Origin of the sequence: Acidovorax sp. LjRoot194, assembly GCF_964253015.1 — a bacterium.
Lineage (GTDB): Bacteria > Pseudomonadota > Gammaproteobacteria > Burkholderiales > Burkholderiaceae_C > Acidovorax.
Map to the genome: position 1 here is coordinate 1359131 of NZ_CAXUQB020000001.1, position 19884 is coordinate 1379014.

The 19884-nt window shown below is 64.6% G+C and carries 15 protein-coding genes; 8 read left to right on the top strand and 7 right to left on the bottom strand.

The features are described 5' to 3' along the window. Window positions 1-39 precede the first annotated feature (39 nt). Together ACSQ3N_RS06265 and ACSQ3N_RS06270 are read left to right on the top strand one after the other, a co-directional pair. Complete coding sequence (locus ACSQ3N_RS06265; RefSeq protein WP_436145860.1) at window positions 40-3813, top strand: hybrid sensor histidine kinase/response regulator; 3774 nt, start codon at window positions 40-42, stop codon at window positions 3811-3813. 20 nt (window positions 3814-3833) lie between these two features. After that, window positions 3834-4886, top strand: coding sequence for a response regulator (locus ACSQ3N_RS06270; RefSeq protein WP_436147926.1), 1053 nt, complete (start codon window positions 3834-3836; stop codon window positions 4884-4886). 110 nt (window positions 4887-4996) lie between these two features. On the opposite strand, the gene ACSQ3N_RS06275 is transcribed toward ACSQ3N_RS06270, so the two are convergent. The 6 genes from ACSQ3N_RS06275 to ACSQ3N_RS06300 all read right to left on the bottom strand — a co-directional run bounded on the left by ACSQ3N_RS06275 (window position 4997) and on the right by ACSQ3N_RS06300 (window position 9469). Beyond that, window positions 4997-5323 (bottom strand): hypothetical protein, encoded by a 327-nt coding sequence (locus ACSQ3N_RS06275; RefSeq protein WP_056161448.1) that lies wholly within the window; start codon window positions 5321-5323, stop codon window positions 4997-4999. 392 nt (window positions 5324-5715) lie between these two features. Continuing rightward, window positions 5716-6408, bottom strand: a complete 693-nt coding sequence (locus ACSQ3N_RS06280; RefSeq protein WP_156371821.1) for a hypothetical protein — start codon at window positions 6406-6408, stop codon at window positions 5716-5718. 2 nt (window positions 6409-6410) lie between these two features. Further along, window positions 6411-6980, bottom strand: a complete 570-nt coding sequence (locus ACSQ3N_RS06285) for a hypothetical protein (protein WP_436145861.1) — start codon at window positions 6978-6980, stop codon at window positions 6411-6413. A 373-nt stretch (window positions 6981-7353) separates the two neighbouring features. After that, window positions 7354-7881, bottom strand: a complete 528-nt coding sequence (locus tag ACSQ3N_RS06290; protein ID WP_436145862.1) for a DUF4184 family protein — start codon at window positions 7879-7881, stop codon at window positions 7354-7356. A gap of 17 nt (window positions 7882-7898) precedes the next feature. Beyond that, window positions 7899-8654, bottom strand: coding sequence for a phytanoyl-CoA dioxygenase family protein (locus ACSQ3N_RS06295; RefSeq protein WP_436145863.1), 756 nt, complete (start codon window positions 8652-8654; stop codon window positions 7899-7901). A 128-nt stretch (window positions 8655-8782) separates the two neighbouring features. Continuing rightward, window positions 8783-9469 carry a DUF3334 family protein gene (locus tag ACSQ3N_RS06300; RefSeq protein ID WP_056161452.1) on the bottom strand — a complete coding sequence of 229 codons (687 nt, stop codon included), beginning with the start codon at window positions 9467-9469 and terminating at the stop codon, window positions 8783-8785. Between the two features lie 263 nt (window positions 9470-9732). Between ACSQ3N_RS06300 and ACSQ3N_RS06305 the strand changes: the two genes are divergently transcribed. Then, window positions 9733-10920 (top strand): S-methyl thiohydantoin desulfurase domain-containing protein, encoded by a 1188-nt coding sequence (locus ACSQ3N_RS06305; protein ID WP_436145864.1) that lies wholly within the window; start codon window positions 9733-9735, stop codon window positions 10918-10920. A 36-nt stretch (window positions 10921-10956) separates the two neighbouring features. Continuing rightward, window positions 10957-12009, top strand: coding sequence for a GGDEF domain-containing protein (locus tag ACSQ3N_RS06310; protein WP_436145865.1), 1053 nt, complete (start codon window positions 10957-10959; stop codon window positions 12007-12009). A 97-nt stretch (window positions 12010-12106) separates the two neighbouring features. Here ACSQ3N_RS06310 and ACSQ3N_RS06315 read toward each other — a convergent pair whose 3' ends face one another. Then, window positions 12107-13411, bottom strand: a complete 1305-nt coding sequence (locus ACSQ3N_RS06315) for a UDP-N-acetylglucosamine 1-carboxyvinyltransferase (RefSeq protein WP_436145866.1) — start codon at window positions 13409-13411, stop codon at window positions 12107-12109. Between the two features lie 521 nt (window positions 13412-13932). On the opposite strand from ACSQ3N_RS06315, the gene urtA reads away from it, so the two are divergent. The 4 genes from urtA (at window position 13933) to urtD (ending at window position 18962) form a co-directional block, all read left to right on the top strand. After that, a complete protein-coding gene (urtA, locus tag ACSQ3N_RS06320) occupies window positions 13933-15204 on the top strand; it encodes an urea ABC transporter substrate-binding protein (protein WP_436145867.1) in 1272 nt (423 codons plus the stop codon). A gap of 158 nt (window positions 15205-15362) precedes the next feature. Further along, window positions 15363-16943 carry an urea ABC transporter permease subunit UrtB gene (gene urtB, locus ACSQ3N_RS06325; RefSeq protein ID WP_436145868.1) on the top strand — a complete coding sequence of 527 codons (1581 nt, stop codon included), beginning with the start codon at window positions 15363-15365 and terminating at the stop codon, window positions 16941-16943. Window positions 16944-16950: 7 nt separating this feature from the next. After that, window positions 16951-18090 carry an urea ABC transporter permease subunit UrtC gene (gene urtC, locus ACSQ3N_RS06330; RefSeq protein WP_436145869.1) on the top strand — a complete coding sequence of 380 codons (1140 nt, stop codon included), beginning with the start codon at window positions 16951-16953 and terminating at the stop codon, window positions 18088-18090. Next, on the top strand, window positions 18087-18962 hold the full coding sequence (urtD, locus tag ACSQ3N_RS06335) for an urea ABC transporter ATP-binding protein UrtD (RefSeq protein ID WP_056161466.1): 876 nt from the start codon (window positions 18087-18089) through the stop codon (window positions 18960-18962). Before urtC ends, urtD begins: the two co-directional genes overlap by 4 nt. Window positions 18963-19884 lie beyond the last annotated feature (922 nt).

A 19884-nucleotide genomic window follows, 5' to 3' on the forward strand; every position in this document is an offset into this window, starting at 1 on the left:
GGAAACTGCACCTCCAGTCCCTGCTGCCCTCCCACCACCATGCCCTTGCCCACCTCCCCGCTTGCTCCTGCCGCCGCTGCGCCGGTGCAGCCGTCGGGTCAGGATGGGGACGCGCAGGCATCGCAGCAGGCTCCGCAGCAGGTCGTCAAGGTCCGGCGCGACTACAACAGCTGGGTGGCCACCGAGACCATGGAGGACTACGCGCTGCGCTACACCCCCCAGCGCTTTCGCAAGTGGTCCGAATGGCGGGTGGCCAACACGGCGTTCGGGGCCGCGTCATTCCTGATCCTGGAGGCCGTGGGCGCCACGCTGCTGGTGCAGTACGGCTTCATCAACGCGTTCTGGGCCATCGTGGCCACGGGGCTCATCATCTTTCTGGCGGGGCTGCCCATCAGCGTGTATGCGGCGCGCTACGGGGTGGACATGGACCTGCTCACGCGCGGCGCGGGCTTTGGTTATATCGGCTCCACGCTCACGTCGCTGATCTACGCGAGCTTCACCTTCATCTTCTTCGCGCTCGAGGCCGCCGTCATGGCCTACGCGCTGGAGCTGGCGCTCGACATCCCGCCCACCTGGGGCTACCTCATCTGCGCCATCGTGGTGATTCCGCTGGTCACGCACGGCGTGTCAGCCATCAGCCGCCTGCAGATGTGGACGCAGCCGCTGTGGCTGGTGATGCTGGTGGTGCCGTTCGGCTACGTGTTGATGCGCGATCCTGGTGCGTTTGCGGGTGTTGTGCACTACGGTGGTGAATTTGCGCGCGGTGCCAGCTTTCAATTGCCCTTGTTTGGTGCGGCGCTCACCGTCGGCATTGCGCTCATCACCCAGATGGGGGAGCAGGCCGATTACCTGCGCTTCATGCCCGCCAGCACGCCGGCCACGCGGGGCCGCTGGTGGCTGGGCGTGCTGGTGGGTGGGCCGGGCTGGGTGGTGCTGGGGGTGCTCAAGATGCTGGGCGGCGCGCTGCTGGCCTACCTGGCGCTCACCCACATGGTGCCGGTGGACCGTGCGGTCGACCCCAACCAGATGTACCTGGCCGCGTATGAGTACGTGTTCCCGAACTACGGCTGGGCGGTGGCGGCCACGGCGCTGTTCGTGGTGATCTCGCAGCTCAAGATCAACGTGACCAATGCCTACGCGGGGTCGCTGGCGTGGTCCAACTTCTTCTCGCGCCTCACGCACAGCCATCCGGGGCGGGTGGTGTGGGTGGTGTTCAACACGCTGATCGCCTTCATGCTGATGGAGATGAACGTGTTCCGCGCCATGGGCGAGGTGCTGGGGCTGTACTCCAACATCGCCATCGCCTGGATCATGTCGGTGGTGGCCGATTTGGTCATCAACAAGCCGCTGGGCCTGTCGCCCCGGGGCATCGAATTCAAGCGCGCGCACCTGTACGACATCAACCCGGTGGGCGTGGGTTCGATGGCGCTGGCGTCCGTCGTGTCCATCAGCGCGCACCTGGGCTTCTTCGGGCCGCTGCCGCAGGCTTTTTCTGCGGTGATCGCCATGGCCGTGGCCTTCGTGGCCGCGCCGCTCATCGCGTGGGCCACGCGGGGCAAGTACTACATCGCGCGGCAAAGCGAGCCCGTGGCCGTGCCCATGGTGGGCCCGGTGCCCGGCGCCACCGCCGCCGACCTGGGGCAATACGAGCGGCTGGCCGTGCAGCGCTGCGTGGTGTGCGAACGCGAGTACGAGGGGCCCGACATGGCCCAGTGCCCCGCCTACCGCGGCGCCATCTGCTCGCTGTGCTGCACGCTGGATGCGCGCTGCGGCGACCTGTGCAAGCCGCACGCCAGCATGGCGGTGCAGTGGTCGGCCGCATTGCGCTGGGTGCTGCCGCGCGCCATGTGGCGCTACCTGGACACGGGCCTGGGCCACTTCCTGCTGCTGATGCTGGTGATCGCGCCGCTGCTGGCGTCGGTGATGGGGCTGCTGTACCACCAGGAGCTCAACACCATCGCGCAGGCCTTGACCGCGACCGAGGTGCTGGCCGCGCCCGAGGTGGCGTTGCGCTCGGGGCTGCTCAAGGCGTATTTGGCGCTCTTGGTCATCTCCGGCATCGTGGCCTGGTGGCTGGTGCTGGCGCACAAAAGCCGCCAGGTGGCGCAAGAGGAATCCAACCGCCAGACGGGCCTGTTGGTGCGCGAGATCGAGCTGCACCGCCAGACCGACGAGGCCCTGCAAACCGCCCGCAGCGTGGCCGAGCAAGCGCGCCGGGTGGCCGAGGCGGCGCAGCAGCAGGCCGAGGAGGCCCGCATCCAGGCCGACCAGGCCAACCAGGCCAAGAGCCGCTACATCAGCGCCATCAGCCACGAGATCCGCACGCCGCTTAACTCCATCCTGGGCTACGCGCAGCTGATGGGCGAAGACGCGGGCGTGCCCCCGCACCGCAAGCAGGCGGTGCATGTGATCCGCCGCGGCGGCGAGCACTTGCTGTCGCTCATCGAAGGCACGCTCGACATCGCGCGCATCGAGTCCGGCAAGCTCACGCTCGACGTCGCCCCCACGCGCTTCGCCGACGGCCTGCACGAGATGGCCGCGCTGTTCGAGCTGCAGGCCGCGGCCAAGGGCCTGGCCTTCGTGTTCGACGTGCAGGGCGTGATCCCGGAGGTGGTGCGCGCCGACGACAAGCGCCTGCGCCAGATCCTCATCAACCTGCTGGGCAACGCCGTCAAGTTCACGGCGCAAGGCACGGTCACGCTGCGTGTGCGCTACGCCCGCGAGATGGCGCGCATCGAGGTGCAGGACACGGGGCCGGGCCTCACGGCCGACGAGATCGAGCGCATCTTCGAGCCCTTTGCCCGGGGCGGCTCCAGTGGCAGCAGCGGGCCGTCCGCAGCGCCAGGTGCGGGCCTGGGCCTCACCATTGCCCGCATGCTCACCGTGCTGATGGGCGGCGAGATGTCGGTCACCAGCCAGCCGGGCGTGGGCTCGGTGTTTCACATCAAGCTCTTCCTGCCCGAGGTGCATGCCGAAGCGCTGGGCAAGACCGGCACCTCGCCGGGCGGTGGCCGCACAGCGCCGGTGCGCAAGGCCCGGGTGGGCTACACCGGCGAGCGCCGCCGCCTCCTGGTGGTGGACAACGAGGAGCCCGACCGCGAGCTGCTGGTGCACCTGCTGGAACCCCTGGGCTTTGAGCTGCGCCAAGCCGCCAGCGGGCACGACGCGCTCGACCTGCTGGCCACCGGCTACCGGCCCCACGCCATCTTCATGGACCTGGCCATGCCCGGCATCGACGGGTGGGAAACACTGCGGCGTGTGCGGCAGATGCAGGTGCAGGACGGGCGACCGTTATCAGACCGCACCATGTCGGATGGGGTCCCATCGGCGGGCAGTGCCAGCGCCGATGGAGGCGCCGCCCGGCTATCCCGCGCGAAGGACCCCATCCACTGCGCCATCGTGTCCGCCAATGCGTTCGACAAGGCGCTGGACAACGACGTGGACATCCGCCCCGAAGACTTCATCGTCAAGCCCGTGCGCCACAGCGAGCTGCTGGACTGGCTGGAGCGCCGCCTGGCCCTGCAGTGGCTCTACGAAGGCGACACCGCGGCGGCTGCGCCGGCTGCCGCATGGCCCGCTGGTACGGCCCGCGCCGCCGGTGGTGTCAGCGCGCTGACCTACCCCGACGCCGCCACCCTCGCCCCGCTGCTGCAGGCCGTGTCGCTGGGCTACTACCGCGGCATTCTCAACACCCTGGACGAGATCGAGCGCAGCCAGCCTGCGCACCAGGCGTTCGTTCACACCCTGCGGCAAATGGCCCGCGAATTCCAGTTCGACGCCATGGGCCAGATCCTGGAGCAGGCCCCTTCGTGAGCACGACGACAACGATGATGATGACCACCGCCCCTTCCTACCCCCCTGGCCTGCCGTCCGCCAGCGCCGCCGCGCTGGACCGCAGCGACAGCGATGTGGTGCTGATCGTGGACGACGTGCCCGACAACCTCGCTGTGCTGCACGATGCGCTCGACGAATCGGGCTACACCGTGCTGGTGGCCATGCACGGCGAGGCCGCACTGCAGCGTGCCGCGCAGGCCCTGCCCGACATCGTGCTGCTCGACGCGATGATGCCCGGCATGGACGGCTTCGAGGTGGCGCGGCGCCTCAAGGCGTCGCCCGCCACGGCGCACATCCCCATCATCTTCATGACCGGCCTCACCGAGACCGAGCACCTGGTGGCCGCGCTGGAGGCCGGCGGCGTGGACTACGTCACCAAGCCCATCAAGCCGCGCGAAGTGATGGCCCGCATGGGCGTGCACCTGGGCGCTGCGCGCAAGGCCCGCCAGGACGCCAGCCAGGCCCGCGAGGCCCGCAACGCGCTCGACGCGTTTGGCTACGCCAGCATCACCGTGCGCGCATCGGACGGCCGCCTCATCTGGCAGACCCCGCTGGCGCGCGAGCTCCTGCACACGTACTTCGGCGAGGCCAGCCCCTGGGCGCCCGAGCCACTGCAGACCTGGTTGCGCCGCCACGTGCTGGCCGACGGCAACGCTGAAAAGGCCGTCGAGGCCCTGCAGGCACTGGCCGAACCACCGCGCCTGGCCATCGACCACGGCGCGCGGCGCCTGACCTTTCGGCTGCACCAACAGGCCGGCGACAGCGCGGGCGGCGGCGACTGGCTCATCGTGATGCGCGAGGTGTCGGACGCGAAGATCATCGAATCCATGAGCCTGGCCTTCAAGCTCACGGCGCGCGAGGCCGAGGTGCTGTACTGGGTGGTCAAGGGCAAGATCAACCGCGACATCGGCGACATCCTGGGCGCCAGCCCCGCCACCGTGAAGAAACATCTGGAGCGCGTGTTCGCCAAGCTGGGTGTGGAGACGCGCACGGCAGCGGCAGGGATGGCGATGAACCGCATCCGGCAGCTGCATCCGCAGTTTGAGGGCTAGTTTTAGGCGTTTTATGCCGCTCCCGCGCTCTGACGGTGCGCTAGAAGCTATCAAATTAATAGTAGCGCGTGCGCAGGTCTGCGAAGGGTTCGTCCCAGTGCGCGCGGGCCTCAGCGGCCGACCGCCTTTTCCAGCGCTGCCTTGTTCATGGTCGAGCGGCCTTTGATGCCCTTGCGCTTGGCTTCTTCATACAGCTGATCCCGCGTACGTCCCTGCGCGCCCTGGTGCGACCGCTTGCCACCGCGCACCGGTGCGGGGGTGTCGTGCAGGGTCTTGGCATTGGCGGTCTTGCTCTCGCCGTGCTGGGCGCGCTCTTTGTTGACCGTGCGGGCCGCTATCTCTTCAGCCGTGCCCGTGCTCTTGCCGCGCTCTTTGAGGCTGGCCTTGATGTGTTCGTACTGGCGTTCACGCTTTGCGGTCCACTGGTCTTGGGGCATGGGGGAGCTCCTTGAATGGGTGTATGCGCTGGCAGAGACGATGCCGGTGCTTCTTGCAATCTACCAAGCCAGTTGGGTGCGGCCGTCAGCACTGCTGGGGTGCTGTTGTAGGACGGCAGGTTTGTACTCGCGACCGTCAGTCGGCTGCTGTCGGCTCACGGGTGCGGACCTGGGCGGTACCGCAAGAGTAGCCATCATTTTTCTCGCCCAGTTTGGGAGGTTTTGCGGTTGATGGGCAATGAAGGCGCAGTGGTCTGTAGTCACTTATTCGGACAGAACGATTGCCTCTGTCTGCGTATTCAATAATGGGTTGCATTGAGGCTGGGTTTTTATTGACTGCCTATGGAGCGGCATCCTCTTGGAGATTCAAGATGGAAGGGTGTTCCAATTTTTCATTCAGGATTTAATTTTTCTACGGCGCGTTCGAGCTCATCTAATGATTCTTTCTGCAACGGGATAAATTCGCGCAGTATTGAATCGTCTTGCTGGCCTTTTCTGAGATCGGCGTGGCAGAGCTTGAGATTGTCTTTTATCTTGGAAATATCGGTATTTTTGATGGGGTGATGCATTCGCTCGCTGAGTCTGATGTAATCGCCTAGCGCTAAATAGGCACACTGTGTTAAGCGAGGAATCGTCGCACTAGCCTTCTCAAGGTTGAAGGAGCGACAGTTGTGACTTAGATAGAGCTCTAGCAGAAGCAGATGGGCATCTGGACTTTGTTGAGAAATACTCTGAATTCTTGATTCCAAAGCATGATGATCCAGTCCGGGATCTTTATCGCAATGCCCCACTCTTCCCATCAAATCCAGTGCCTTTGTTGAGTTCTGCAGCGCCGTTCGGTACCATCTTGCAGCTTCCCCTTTGTCGCCGTTGTTTGACAAATAGTCACCGTAAGCCCATTGGGCACCCACTTGGCCGTTCATGGCTCCATTTTTTACTTGTACCAAGCACGCACCGCGCAAAGAATATTCGTCTTGCGTATCGCAGCTGACATAGCTCTCCATCCACCACCACAAAACACAGGCTGCGATAAAATATAATAAACAAATCAAGAAGATTTTGTTCTTTTTTGCGTTTTCGGGCATTGCTATTTATTGTTGGGTTGGAGATTTTTTGGTAGGCTTAGTTGATCTCTGGGTGAAGTTCGAGTTGTGGATATGGGACTGCCATCGGGCCCCCACGTTCGCCACTGACCTGGCTTGGTTAAATTTGGAAAGGGCAATTTGGCAAGTTTGCCCGGGAGGCTTTCGAACGCCCCTTGATCAATTGCTGGGCCGCCCAGGGGATAATTCCAGACGGGAGTGGTGGGCGCCGTTACATAAGTTTGTAAGCTAAATGCCAATGAGCTCGCTATTCCGTCTGATGTTCCTCCTGCTCTGCAAGCTTCGAGCAGTATAGGTTCGTTGTTCCAGATACCGCTGTCGCGAATGACTTTTGCAACCTGTGCGCCACTCAACATCCCTTGAATTCGATCCGGCGCCGCATGAGCGCATAGATAAAGATATCCTGCCACTCCACTTTCTCTCAGGCCAGACAGATAAAGTTCTTCCTCATACGGCTGAATTAAAATTATTTTCTTTTTGAGATCGTCAATGGTTGCGATTTTTTTGACTAATTTTTGCGTCCGGTCAAGCCCTTCGAAAACTATCTTCTTCAAATTCTTTCCTGGGCCATATAAAATCTTGCCGTTAGTGATTGGTTCTGACGGGGGTTTAACGGGTAGCATGGTATAAGTTTTTGTGTACTAATTTTTTTAAGTGCCTCCTGTATTGTCATGACTGCAGAATGATTTTGGTGTGGTTAAAGGTTGGAATTCTCTTCTGAAAACGCAGTTTCTGTCGTTTTGCGGATGGTTCTTGTCTAACGCGCAGATTTGATAAATCTGATGAGAAAGTGCAATGAGTGAAGCACAATTTTGTCCGGTGTAATCCAAGCGAGTAGTCAAGAGTTACGTCATCGTCTGCTCTTCAGTGAGTCGAACCCGCGAGCTGATTCGCCCGACTCAGTTGAGCTTTTCGCTGAAGATCTAGTTACTGCGCAGAGCCGCGCCTGCCTAACCAGCGCCGTAGCAACCACCCGAAGGCTCCCGCCACGATTCCCGCAGCGCACAAACCGTGCAGTGCAGACAAAGAAATGCTGCGATACAGCCCATTCGCATCCGACCAAGGCGCCAAAGGGCGGATGTCGAGGTGCATCACGCTGTCGAGCAGCACATGCGTGAAGGTCCCGGCCAGTGCGCTGAGCACAACGATGTGCGGCTTCCATGACGCTTCCTCCTGCAGCCACGGCATGCCGTAGTGCGCCACTTCGTCGTTCCAGTGCCGCAGCAGCGGCCCGCACAGCCAAGGTGTCGCAGCGGCAGCCACCAGCGCATTGGGCACTGCGCCCAGGTACGTGTGCGTGGGGCCATGCAGGACGGCTGACTGGCGCAGCATGCCGATCAGCGGTTCGATGTCCATCGCCACCTGGGCGATGCCGAAGGTGAGGACGCTGAAGTGCCGTCCGGCCACAGCCTTGGCAGCCAGGCCGACGCCCATGTGGAAGGGGGTGAAGGGCATGGCGTGTATCGCTTCTTTCAGTCGACGACCACACCCCGCCAACGCAAGCCCCAGGGCAACTGTGCGGGGCCGAAGACGAAGTGCAGCACGCGCCGCTGGCTGGTCCCGCTGGCTTTGGACGATGCGTGCAGCAGCAGCGGCCGCATGACCAGGGCGGTGCCTGCGTCGGCAAGGCAGGGCACATCGCCCGCGCGGTCGCGCAGCGCACGGGCTGCGTCGGCCGCCAGCACGCCCTGGGTGTGGCTGGCAGGCACCACGCGCAGCGGGCCGTCGTCGGCATGGCAGGGGTCGAGGTGCACGCGCACGGCCAGCAGCGTTTGCAGCAGTGGCGCAGGGGGCTGCACGAACAAGGTGCCGTCCTTGTCGGACCAGCCGTTCAGGTCCGGCGCATCGACCCTTTCGGCCACAGGAATGCTCAGGTCCTGGTGCAGGGGCACGAGCCAGTTGCGGGCCGGGGTCTTCTCAAAGTAGGTGCATTGCACGGCCACGGCCGATGCGGGGATGAGGTCCGCCAGGGCTGGGCACTGCTGCAGGCGCCAGGCGAGGGCCTGGCACCAGGGGCGATCCAGCAGATCGCGCTGGCCGCCGGACGCCGAGGGCGCACGGTGACCGCCGCCATCCGCCGCCTGCATGTCTGCGTTCAGGTCGTGGGTCAGGGCGCTGCATTCGGCCGGCTGCAGCACCCCGGGCACCAGCACAAAGCCTTGGGCTTCCAGCAGGGCAGTCGCTGTGGCGCCTGCCGCAGGGGTGTCGATGGGGCTGGGGGCTGTCAAAGCATCTGAAATAAATCTGACCGAAATCTGAATGAAATGTGCCGCTACCGCTTGTTGGATGAGCGCTAGTAGCTATCATTTTTATATCAAAACGCTGCCGCGCCCTGTCCAGCGCCGGCGCGCAGCGATCACATCCCCAGCGACTTGAGCAGTGCGTCCGTATCGTCCTGCCCCGCGGGTGGCGGCACGGGCACGGGGGGAGCGGCCTGCGATTCGGCCATCAGGGCGTCGGGGTCCGGCGCTTCCTGTGCCTCGAAGTCGTAGAGCTTGATGAACTCGGTGCGGTCGATGGCCAGTTCCAGGTAGAAGATGTTGTTGTTGCTGGTGTAGAAGGTCACGCGCCGGGCTTCGGGCTTGTCCAGGTTGGCGTCCACCGACAGCTGCACCTGCTTGTTCAGCACCAGCATCTTGGGCTGGTTCTGGGTGATGTGGGTCTGCAGCTCGCGCCGCACCTTGCCGGTGAAGTCGCCGACCACCTGGTTCATGAGCTCGCCCATCACGTTGCTCACTTCGTCGGACGTGAACGAGGTGACCAGGTCGTCCTTGGACATGCCCATGTTCAGCAGGTAGTTGGCGTACAGCTCCATCGCCGCCTGGGCCGAGAAGTTGATGATCACCAGCCCCGAGAAGCCGCCGTCGAACAGCACGAAGCAGCCGATGTCGGGCTTCAGGCAGGTTTTGCTGATGCGCTGCACCATGCCGGAGTAGTGGATCTGGCTGTGCGTGGCCACGCCCAGTACCCGGGTGACGGAGTTGCACAGGCTGATCAGCAGGTCTTCGGTGCTGTAGACGGGGGATTTTTCAGGGAGACTCATGGTGTGTGTGGGGCGGCAGCCGGAAATACGGGATGTGCAGTGCAGAGCATAGGCGATGGCGGGGCGCTAAGCCAGTGTGCGGGCCAGGGGTGTGGCATGGGTGTTGCACGGGTGTGGCGTGCCGTCCGCTCGGGGACGCGTCGCGGGATGGCGCCGATTGACAATCCATCGGGCTCGCGTATCGTGCCAGCCTTCCGACAGCCAACAAATCAGCCGGACAACAACAAGCCGCAGGCGGCCAACTACGAGAGGGGTGTGCACAGATGGGCAATGTCTATTCCTATGGCTTGAACGACTTTCAGGCCATCGCCACCGGCGCTGCGGTGCTGGCCAGCGGCGGGGGCGGCAGCTACACCGACGCCTGCTCCATCGTGCAGGAGCTGGCCAGCCAGGGCTTCAGCGGCGCCGTCACCGTGCAGGACTATGACGGCGCCACCCCGGCCTGCGTGCTGGCGATCATGGGGTCGCCCGACGCAGCGTCCAGTCTCGACCTGGCGGCGATCCAGAACTCCATCAGCAACACCCTGGCCGTGCAGCAGGCCTACACCGGCATGAAGGTGGGCGCGCTGATTCCGGTGGAGATCGGGCCCATCAACTCTCTGGTACCCCTGATCGGCGCGGCTTTGTCGGGCGGATCGGTGTGGGTGGTCAACGGCGACGGCGCAGGCCGCGCGGTGCCTGAGCTGCCCCAGACGACCTTCACCGCCCCGTCCGGGCCCGCGCCCAGCCCTGCCGTGCTGGCCAGCGACGCGGCCTCCCTGGTGGCGGCGGAGTACGCCTTGCTGGGCTCCGGCACGGCGTCGGGCATCGAGTCGCTGGCGGGCGGTGTGGTGGGTGGGTTCGGCGGGTATTCGGGCATTGCCATGTGGCCGTCGAACGCCAACAACCAGTTTGCGTTGTCCGGCAGCTACATCGAAGGCACGCTGGAGCAGGCGCGCGCGCTGGGCCAGCAAATGCTGCAGGCGGTCACGCCGCTGTCCACGGCGGCAGTCGCCACCGCCATACAGAACCTCACCGGGCGCACTGCGGCCGCAGTGGTCACCAACTTCTACGTCACCGCGGTCACGCAGTCCACCTCCAGCGCGACGTCGCTGGACTCCGGCGTCATCCGGCTGGACAATGCGCAGGACCCGAGCCAGAGCACCCAGACGCACTACCTGTACAACCTCAACGAGAACCTGATCATGTATTCGGCGTCGAGCACCTCCCCCGACATCATCGCGCCGGACTCGATCTGCTACTACTCCGAGAGCACGGGGCGCGGGTTCTCCAATGCCAACGACGATCTGGCGCTGTACTTCAACACCGCCACAGGCCGCAGCACGGGCCAGATGGTGAGCGTGATCTCGGTGCAGACCGCGCCGCAGCTGTACAACACCCTGGGCGTGGTCGCATCATTTGCCGGCCTGCTGCGCAAGATCGGCTATGCCGGCGGCATGCCTCTGGCCTGACCCGGCGTGCCCCCTTCCGAAAGCCGATGAGCCGCCATGGGTGAAGCAGACCTGAACAAGGAGCGGCTGGAGCTGGCGCTGGAGGCGGCGGGGCTCGACTTGTGGGAGAACGACCTCGTCACCGGCAACGTCACCCGCAAGGCCACCAAGACCTTCCTGGAGCTGGGTTTCACCGAGGACGAGATCGTCTCGGGCGTGCAGGACATCTACGCCCTGTTCCACCCGGATGACCTCGACATGGTGCGCCAGTCGGTAGCGGACCACCTGGCGGGCCTCACGCCGCAGTACCGCTGCGAGTTCCGGCTGCGCTCCAAACGCGGCGACTGGGTCTGGTTCGCCAACTACGGCCGCATCATGGACGGCGGCAGCGACACGCCGGGCAAGCGGCTGATCGGCGTCACCTTCAACATCGACGACCGCAAGCGCCGCGAAGACGAGATCGCGCAGATCAACCGCCAGCTCACCGAGCAGAACCGCCTGCTGCAGCAGCTCAACGCCACGCTGGAGCAGCTCGCCTCCAACGACTCGCTCACGGGCCTGGCCAACCGGCGCACGCTGATGGAGCTGGGCGCCAACGAATGCAAGCGGTCGGAGCGCTTTGACCACCCGCTGTCATTGCTGGTGGTGGACATCGACCTGTTCAAGCCTGTCAACGACGCCTGGGGCCACCTGGCGGGCGACCGTGTGATCTGCGCGGTGGCCAAGGCCTGCGCTGCGCGCAAGCGCCGCGGGGTGGACATCGTGGCGCGCTTCGGTGGCGAGGAGTTCGTCGTCGTGCTGCCCGAAACCGACGGCCCGAGCGCTCTGCGCATGGCCGAGTCGCTGCGCCGCGAGGTGGCCGCGCTCAGCGTGCCGATCAACGACGAGGGCGTGTGCGTGTCGGTCACCGTCAGCATCGGTGTGGCCACGCTGCACAAGGGCGCCATCCTCGACTTCGAGGACCTGGTCAACCGGGCCGACAAGGCGCTGTACCGCGCCAAGGAGGCCGGCCGCAACGCCGTGTACAGCGCCGAGGTGCAGCACGGCATTGCCACCATGCACGTGCTGACCGACCGGGATGACGCCGCCGGCGACATGCAGGTGACCTGAGCGCGGGCGTCGTCGGCTTGCACTGCCGACGATCCCGCCTGCCCGTCCTGTCTCCTGCCTCTGCCGGCGTTACACCTCCCTGACTAATCCTCCCTGATTACTCCTCGCTGGTCCACTCCACCTGCACCCCCAGGCTGCGCAGGTTCTCCACGAAGCGCGGGTGCGCGCGGCGGATCGGCGTGGCGTTGCGGATCTCCGAGCGGCCCGGCGTGCTGGCCGCCACCATGAAGAGCGCAATCGCCACGCGGATGATGTAGGGGCTCTCCACCACCGCGGGCGTCAGCGGGTTGCCGCCAAAGGTCACCAGCCGGTGCGGGTCGGACTGGAACACGTGCGCGCCGAATTTGGACAGCTCGCCCGCCCAGCCCAGGGCCCCGTCGTAGACCTTGTTCCAGAACAGCGCATTGCCCTCGGCGCGCACACCCAGCGCGATGAAGATGGGCAGCAGGTCCACCGGAAAGTACGGCCAGGGCGCGGCCTCCACCTTGGTCAGCACATTGCTAGTGAACGGCGTCTGCACCTTGAGCGGGCCGTCGCACCGGGCGCGCGACCAACCGTCTTCGTGCGTGATGGTGACGCCGAACTTGGCAAAGGTGCGGTCGATGAGCGGAAAGTTCTCGGGCGCGCTGTTGCGCACGATCACGTCGCCACCGGTGATGGCGCCCAGCGCCAGGAACGTTGTGATCTCGTGGAAATCCTCGTCGAAGCGGAATTCCCCGCCGCGCAGCTGCGTGCCGCCATGCACCGTGAGGCGTGAGGTGCCCATGCCCTCGATGCGCACGCCGATCAGGGTCATGAAGCGGCAGAACTCCTGCACGTGCGGCTCCGACGCTGCATTGGTCAGCACCGAGGTGCCGTCGGCCGTGGCCGCGCACAGCACGAAGTTCTCGGTGGTGGTGACGGAGGCGTAGTCCAGCCAGTGCTGCGTGGCCTGCAGCCGGCCATGGGTGTTGCGCACCAGCAGCGAGCCCTCGGCGCGTTCCACCGTGCCGCCGAAGCGGCGGAACACCTCCACGTGCGGATCGATCTCGCGCACGCCCAGCGTGCAGCCCTTCACGTTGTCCTCCAGCCGCGCCACGCCAAAGCGCGCCAGCAGCGGCGGCACCAGCATGATGGACGAGCGCATTTCCTCCGGCAGCCGGTGCTGCGCCGCATCGAACACGGTAGCGTGGTGGTGCAGGTCCAGCGTGCCGGTGTCGTGGTCCATGCGCACATCGCTACCCAGCGTGCGGAAGATGTCGAGGATCTTGCGCACATCGGTAATGTCCGGCACGCGCAGCAGCCGCAGCGGCTCGTTGGTGAGCAGCGTGGCGCACAGCACCGGCAGCACGGCGTTCTTGTTGGCCGAAGGATGGATGCGGCCCTTGAGGGGGGTGCCGCCGTGGACGACGAGGTTGGACATGGGTGGACAGCGCAAGGCGGAAGAGGGGGCAGGGCAGGGCAGCAGCGCAGGCGGGTCGCGCACTGCGCGGACACCCGCCCGGCGGGGCGCGAGGTCGATACTCTAACTGCCTGCCGGTCTGCGCGACCTTGTACGACGCAATAGCTATAAATTTTGTAGCAAACTTTGAGGTGGTCAGTGCGCTAGCAGCTTCATGGCACTTTGCTGTGCCGCGCACACCCCGGATGACACGTTGGTTCTTGGCCCCTGCTACGCCTGCGGGCCAGCCCAATCCTTAACCCCGTCCCATCCGTTCACGCTGAGCTTGTCGAAGCGCGGCACACGGCTTGGACAAGCTCCGCCCGAACGGTGTGGAAGGTTCGGAGAGCACGTGGCCGCGTACGCCACCCGGCGTATTTCCGCAATGCGCACCTCTCTCCAGAATCCATTCCATCGCCCGATCCATCCCAGAGGCAGGCCATCAGAGGGAGCCTTCCGGGCGAAGCGGCCTGCCCATCGAACCCACCACCGGAGAAGCACACATGCAACGTCGTTATTCCCTCAAAGCCCTTGCGGCCGTCGCTACGCTCGCTGGCCTGTCTGCACTGCCAGCCCACGCGCAGGAGACCATCAAGGTCGGCATCCTGCACAGCCTGTCGGGCACCATGGCCATCTCTGAAACCGTGTTGAAAGACACCGTGCTGATGGCCATCGACGAGATCAACGCCAAGGGCGGCGTGCTGGGCAAGAAGCTCGAACCCGTGGTGGTGGATCCGGCCTCCAACTGGCCCCTGTTCGCCGAAAAGACCAAGCAGCTGCTAGGCCAGGACAAGGTCTCGGTGATCTTCGGTTGCTGGACCAGCGTGAGCCGCAAGTCGGTGCTGCCCGTGGTCGAGGAAATGAACGGCCTGCTGTTCTACCCCGTGCAGTACGAGGGTGAGGAGCTCTCCAAGAACGTGTTTTACACCGGCGCCGCGCCCAACCAGCAGGCCATTCCTGCGGTGGACTACCTGATGAGCAAGGACGGCGGCAGTGCCAAGCGCTGGGTGCTGCTGGGCACCGACTATGTGTACCCCCGCACTACCAACAAGATCCTGCGCGCCTACCTCAAGTCCAAGGGCGTGAAGGATTCCGACATCGACGAGAAGTACACCCCCTTCGGTCATTCGGACTACCAGACCATCGTGGCCGACATCAAGAAGTTCAGCCAGGGCGGCAAGACGGCCGTGGTCTCCACCATCAACGGCGACTCCAACGTGCCCTTCTACAAGGAGCTGGGCAACGCGGGTCTGAAGGCCAAGGACGTGCCTGTGGTCGCCTTCTCCGTGGGTGAAGAAGAACTGCGCGGCGTAGACACCAAGCCGCTGGTGGGCCACCTGGCTGCCTGGAACTACTTCCAGTCCATCAAGAGCCCTGAAAACACGGCCTTCATGAAGAAGTGGGCCGACTACGCCAAGGCCAAGAACATCGCCGGCCACAAGGACAAGCCACTGACCAACGACCCGATGGAAGCCACCTACATCGGCATCAACATGTGGAAGCAGGCCGTCGAGAAGGCCAAGAGCACCGATGTGGACAAGGTGATCGCCGCGATGGCCGGCCAGACCTTCAAGGCACCGTCGGGCATCGTCAGCAAGATGGACGAGAAGAACCACCACCTGCACAAGAGCGTGTTCATCGGCGAGATCAAGGCCGACGGCCAGTTCAACGTGGTGTGGAAGACGCCCGGCCCGGTCAAGGCCAAGCCATGGTCTCCTTACATCGAAGGCAACGACAAGAAGAAGGATGAGCCGGACGGCAAGAGCAAGCTGTGACACCCCCCTGAGGCGCTTGCGCGCCTTCACCCCCTCTCTCACGCTTGTGCGTGGGAGGGGGGACGCCGCCAGCGCGGCGGGGCGGCCCTTTCGCGGCGGCCCTCGCATTCAGATCGCGCGGGTTCTGCGGCCCACTGCTTTTTCACACAGCTTCCGTCATGCTCTCTTCCCTCTTTTCTCGCCTGATCGCCTGCCTGCTGTTGTGCACAGCGGTGCAGGCGCACGCGCTCACGGCCGAGGCGGCGCGGGCCATGGCGGCGGGCGATACCGATGACCGGATCGCCGCACTGCAGGCCGCCATCGCCACACCGGACGACGCTACCGTGGCCTTCATCCGCGCCATGGGCGACGATGCGGTCAAGATCGCGGGCGACAAGGCCATCGTCGTCAAGGATGGCAAGGGGCTGGACCCCGTCACGGGCGCCGAAGTGCCCGTGCCCGACGATGCCGAAGACATCGTCAACAACAACCGCATGCGCGGTGAGTTCGACACGGCACTCGCCTCGCTGCAGCTCATGTCCACCGACGTGGCCCAGCGCCGCAAAGCCATCGACGCGCTGCGCGAAGAGACCGACGAGGCCCGCCTGCCGCTGATCGAGAAGGCCCTGGCCGCCGAGCAGGACGCCGGCCTCAAAGCGCTTCTCACCAACATCCGTGCGCGCATGCTTTTGAGCAGCAGCGACGCCGCCAAGCGCCTGGAAGCCGCACAGCACCTGGCCACCAGCGGCAACCCCGCCACCCGCACCGTGCTGCTCGAGCAGCTGCGCAGCGAAGAAGACCCCAAGGTCAAGGCCGCCCTGCAGGCGGCCCTCAAGACCGTGGAAGAAAGCCTGCAGTGGGGCGAGCGACTGGCAGCGATGTTCACAGGCATCAGCCTGGGCTCCATCCTGCTGCTGGTGGCGCTGGGCCTGGCCATCACCTACGGCCTGATGGGCGTGATCAACATGGCCCATGGTGAGCTGATGATGATCGGCGCCTACGCCACGTATGTGATGCAGGGCATCTTTCAAAAGTACTTTCCGGGAGCCTTCGACTGGTACCTGGTCGCCGCCGTGCCCGCTGCCTTCATGGCGTCGGCCCTGATGGGCGCGGTGCTGGAGCGCGGGGTGATCCGCTTTCTGTACGGCCGACCGCTGGAGACCTTGCTGGCCACCTGGGGCATCAGCCTGATGCTGCAGCAGCTGGTGCGCACCGTGTTCGGCGCGCAGAACGTGGGTGTGGAAAACCCCTCGTGGATGAGCGGCGGCGTGCAGCTCATGGAGAACCTGCAACTGCCCTGGAACCGCGTGATCATCGTGGCCTTTGCGCTGGCGGTGCTGGGCGGCGTGGCCTTTCTCATCAGCAAGACGCGTCTGGGATTGTTCGTGCGCGGCGTCACGCAAAACCGCCCCATCGCCTCGTGCATGGGTGTGAACACGGCGCGTGTCGATACCTACGCTTTCGCGCTGGGCTCGGGCATCGCAGGCCTGGCCGGCTGCGCGCTCAGCCAAGTGGGCAACGTGGGGCCGGACCTGGGCCAGGGCTACATCGTCGATTCGTTCATGGTGGTGGTGCTGGGCGGCGTGGGCCAGCTGGCCGGCACCGTGTACGCAGCGCTGGGCCTGGGTGTGCTCAACAAGTTCCTGGAAGGCTGGACGGGCGCCGTGCTCGCCAAGATCGCCGTGCTGGTGTTCATCATCATCTTCATCCAGAAGCGGCCGCAGGGCATCTTCGCGGTGAAGGGCCGTACGGCGGATTGAGACTGTTATGAATACCCCTGCTATCCAACTCCCCGCACCCGCACCACTGCTCACGCGCAGCGGCTGGTCGGCTTTCATCGTGGCGCTCATCGTGGTGTGCGCCGTGGCTCCGGTGCTCAACCTGTGGGTGCCGGCCGGCAGCCCGCTGCACCTGTCCGACTACGCCGTGGCGCTGCTCGGCAAGATCATGTGCTACGCCATCTGCGCGCTGGCCATGGATTTGATCTGGGGCTACACCGGCATCCTGAGCCTGGGCCACGGCCTGTTCTTCGCCTTGGGCGGCTACGTGATGGGCATGTACCTCATGCGCCAGATCGGCCGCGACGGCAACTACAAAAGTGACCTGCCCGACTTCATGGTGTTCCTCGACTGGAAGGAGCTGCCCTGGCACTGGATGCTATCCGACAGCTTCGTCGCCACGCTCATCCTCGTCGTCGCCGTGCCCGGTGCCATCGCCTTCGTGTTCGGCTACTTCGCTTTTCGCTCGCGCATCAAGGGCGTGTACTTCTCGATCATCACGCAGGCCATGACGTACGCGGCCATGCTGCTGTTCTTTCGCAACGAGACGGGCTTTGGCGGCAACAACGGGTTTACCGATTTCAAGCGCATCCTGGGCCAGCCCATTGCCACGCAGAACATGCGCATGCTGCTGTTCGTGATGACGGGCGTCACGCTCTTGGTGTTCTTTTTGCTGGCACGCTGGCTGGTGCGCAGCAAGTTCGGCCGCGTGCTGCAGGCCGTGCGCGATGCGGAGACGCGCGTCATGTTCTCGGGCTACTCGCCGCTGCCCTACAAGCTCACCATCTGGACCATCAGCGCCATGATGTGCGGCGTGGCCGGTGCGCTGTATGTGCCCCAGGTCGGCATCATCAACCCCGGCGAGATGAGCGCCGCCAACTCCATCGAGATTGCGGTGTGGGCCGCGGTGGGTGGCCGCGCGACGCTGATTGGCCCCATCGTCGGCGCCTTCATCGTCAACGGCGCCAAGAGCTGGCTCACCGTCACGGCGCCGGAGTTCTGGCTGTACTTCCTGGGCGCGTTGTTCATTGCGGTCACGCTGTTCCTGCCCGATGGTGTGGTGGGACTGGTCAAGAAACTGAAGAACAAGCGCCACGACAACAAGACCCGCGAAGGAGCCGCGCCATGACGCCCGATCTGATGGAAGAGGGCGCGCAGCGCATCGCTGCCCGGCAGGCGCCGGTCGTGCCAGGCCAGACCGAGTCCGGTGGCCGCGCGGCAGGCTTCTCGCGCGTGGCGACGCCCGGCGAGGTGGATGTGGCCCACGGCCGCATCCTTTACCTGGAAGACGTGAACGTGAGCTTTGATGGCTTCAAGGCCATCAACAACCTGAGCCTCGATATCGCGCCCGGCGAGCTGCGCTGCATCATCGGCCCCAACGGGGCGGGCAAGACGACGATGATGGACATCATCACCGGCAAGACCCGGCCGGACAGTGGCACGGTGTACTTCGGCTCGACCATCGATCTGTTGCGCCACAACGAGCCGGAGATCGCGAGCCTGGGCATTGGCCGCAAATTCCAGAAGCCCACGGTGTTCGAGCAGCTCACGGTGTTCGAGAACCTGGAGTTGGCCTTGAAGACCCACAAGGGCGTGGCATCGAGCATGTTCTTTCGGCTGGACTCCGCGCAATCGGATCGCCTGGCCGAGGTGTTGCACACCATTCACTTGGCGGGGAGCGTGACACGTCTGGCTGGCAACCTGAGCCACGGGCAAAAGCAATGGCTGGAGATCGGGATGCTGCTGATGCAGGACCCGAAGCTGTTGCTGCTCGACGAGCCGGTGGCCGGGATGACGGACGACGAGACGGCGCGGACTGCGGAGTTGTTTTTGACCTTGAAGGGCAAGCACTCGCTGATGGTGGTGGAGCACGACATGTCGTTCATCCGCACGATTTCGGAGATCGTGACGGTGCTGTGCGATGGGGCTGTGTTGGCGCAGGGGACGCTGGACCAGGTGCAGGCGGATGAGCGGGTGATCGAGGTTTATCTGGGGCGGTGATGGTGAGTACGGGCTCGTTGGCTGCAACCCAGAAACAGACCCAGTCCGTTCGGGCTGAGCTTGTCGAAGCCTGCTCGCCCCGTCCCGGCTCGATCGGGTTGAGCTTGTCGAAACCTGGTCTCGGCTTGTCCCGATCCATTCGGGTCGAGCTTGTCGAAACGGGGGTGCGCTCGCAGGCTCGCTGGTTTGTACCTCGTGCCTGGTTCAAGGGCGGAGGCCGGGAGTCGCCCGGCGTGCGAGTAACTTTCTTTTGCTTCGCCAAAAGAAAGTCACCAAAGAAAAGGCGACCCTACAGCCTGCGTCCCTTCGCTTCGCTGCGGGCAACCTGCGGTGCTCGCGTCCAGCGGGGTCTCGCTCGAACTCGCTTCACTGCGTTGCGCTCAGACAATCGCGAGCCCTTATCCGCTGGCCGCTGCGCTCCTCGGCGCATCCTGAAGGGCTGGGGGAGAGAACATCCACACGGGCCATCGCTTCGCTCGGCCTCGCGGTCGCGGCGCGAAGCGCCTGCGCGTTCGGGGCCGAGCGAAGCAATGGCCCGTATGGCTGCTTGGCTGTTCGGTTGCCCACCCCCTGTGGCTGCGCCTGCGTCGGGGCGGTTGCGGGGTGGCATGCGCGTCGGAGCGCGCATGCCTCGTGCTCTAGCTCGCCGCAGTTGTTTGAACGTAGCTGCAAAGCAGCGCAGTGAGTTCTGCGGCGCACCCCGCAACCGCCCTGACGCAGGTTTGCCCCTTCGCAACGCGAAGGGGTCGCAGACTTGGGGTCGCCTTCTCTTTGGTGACTTTCTCTTGGCGAACCAAGAGAAAGTTACCGCGCCGCCGGGCGCGCACCCCGGCTCCCGCCCTCAACACAGGCATGCTGCCCAATCAGCGAGCTCGCGAGCAGCGCCCGGTTTCGACAAGCTCAACCCGAACGGGTGGTGGGG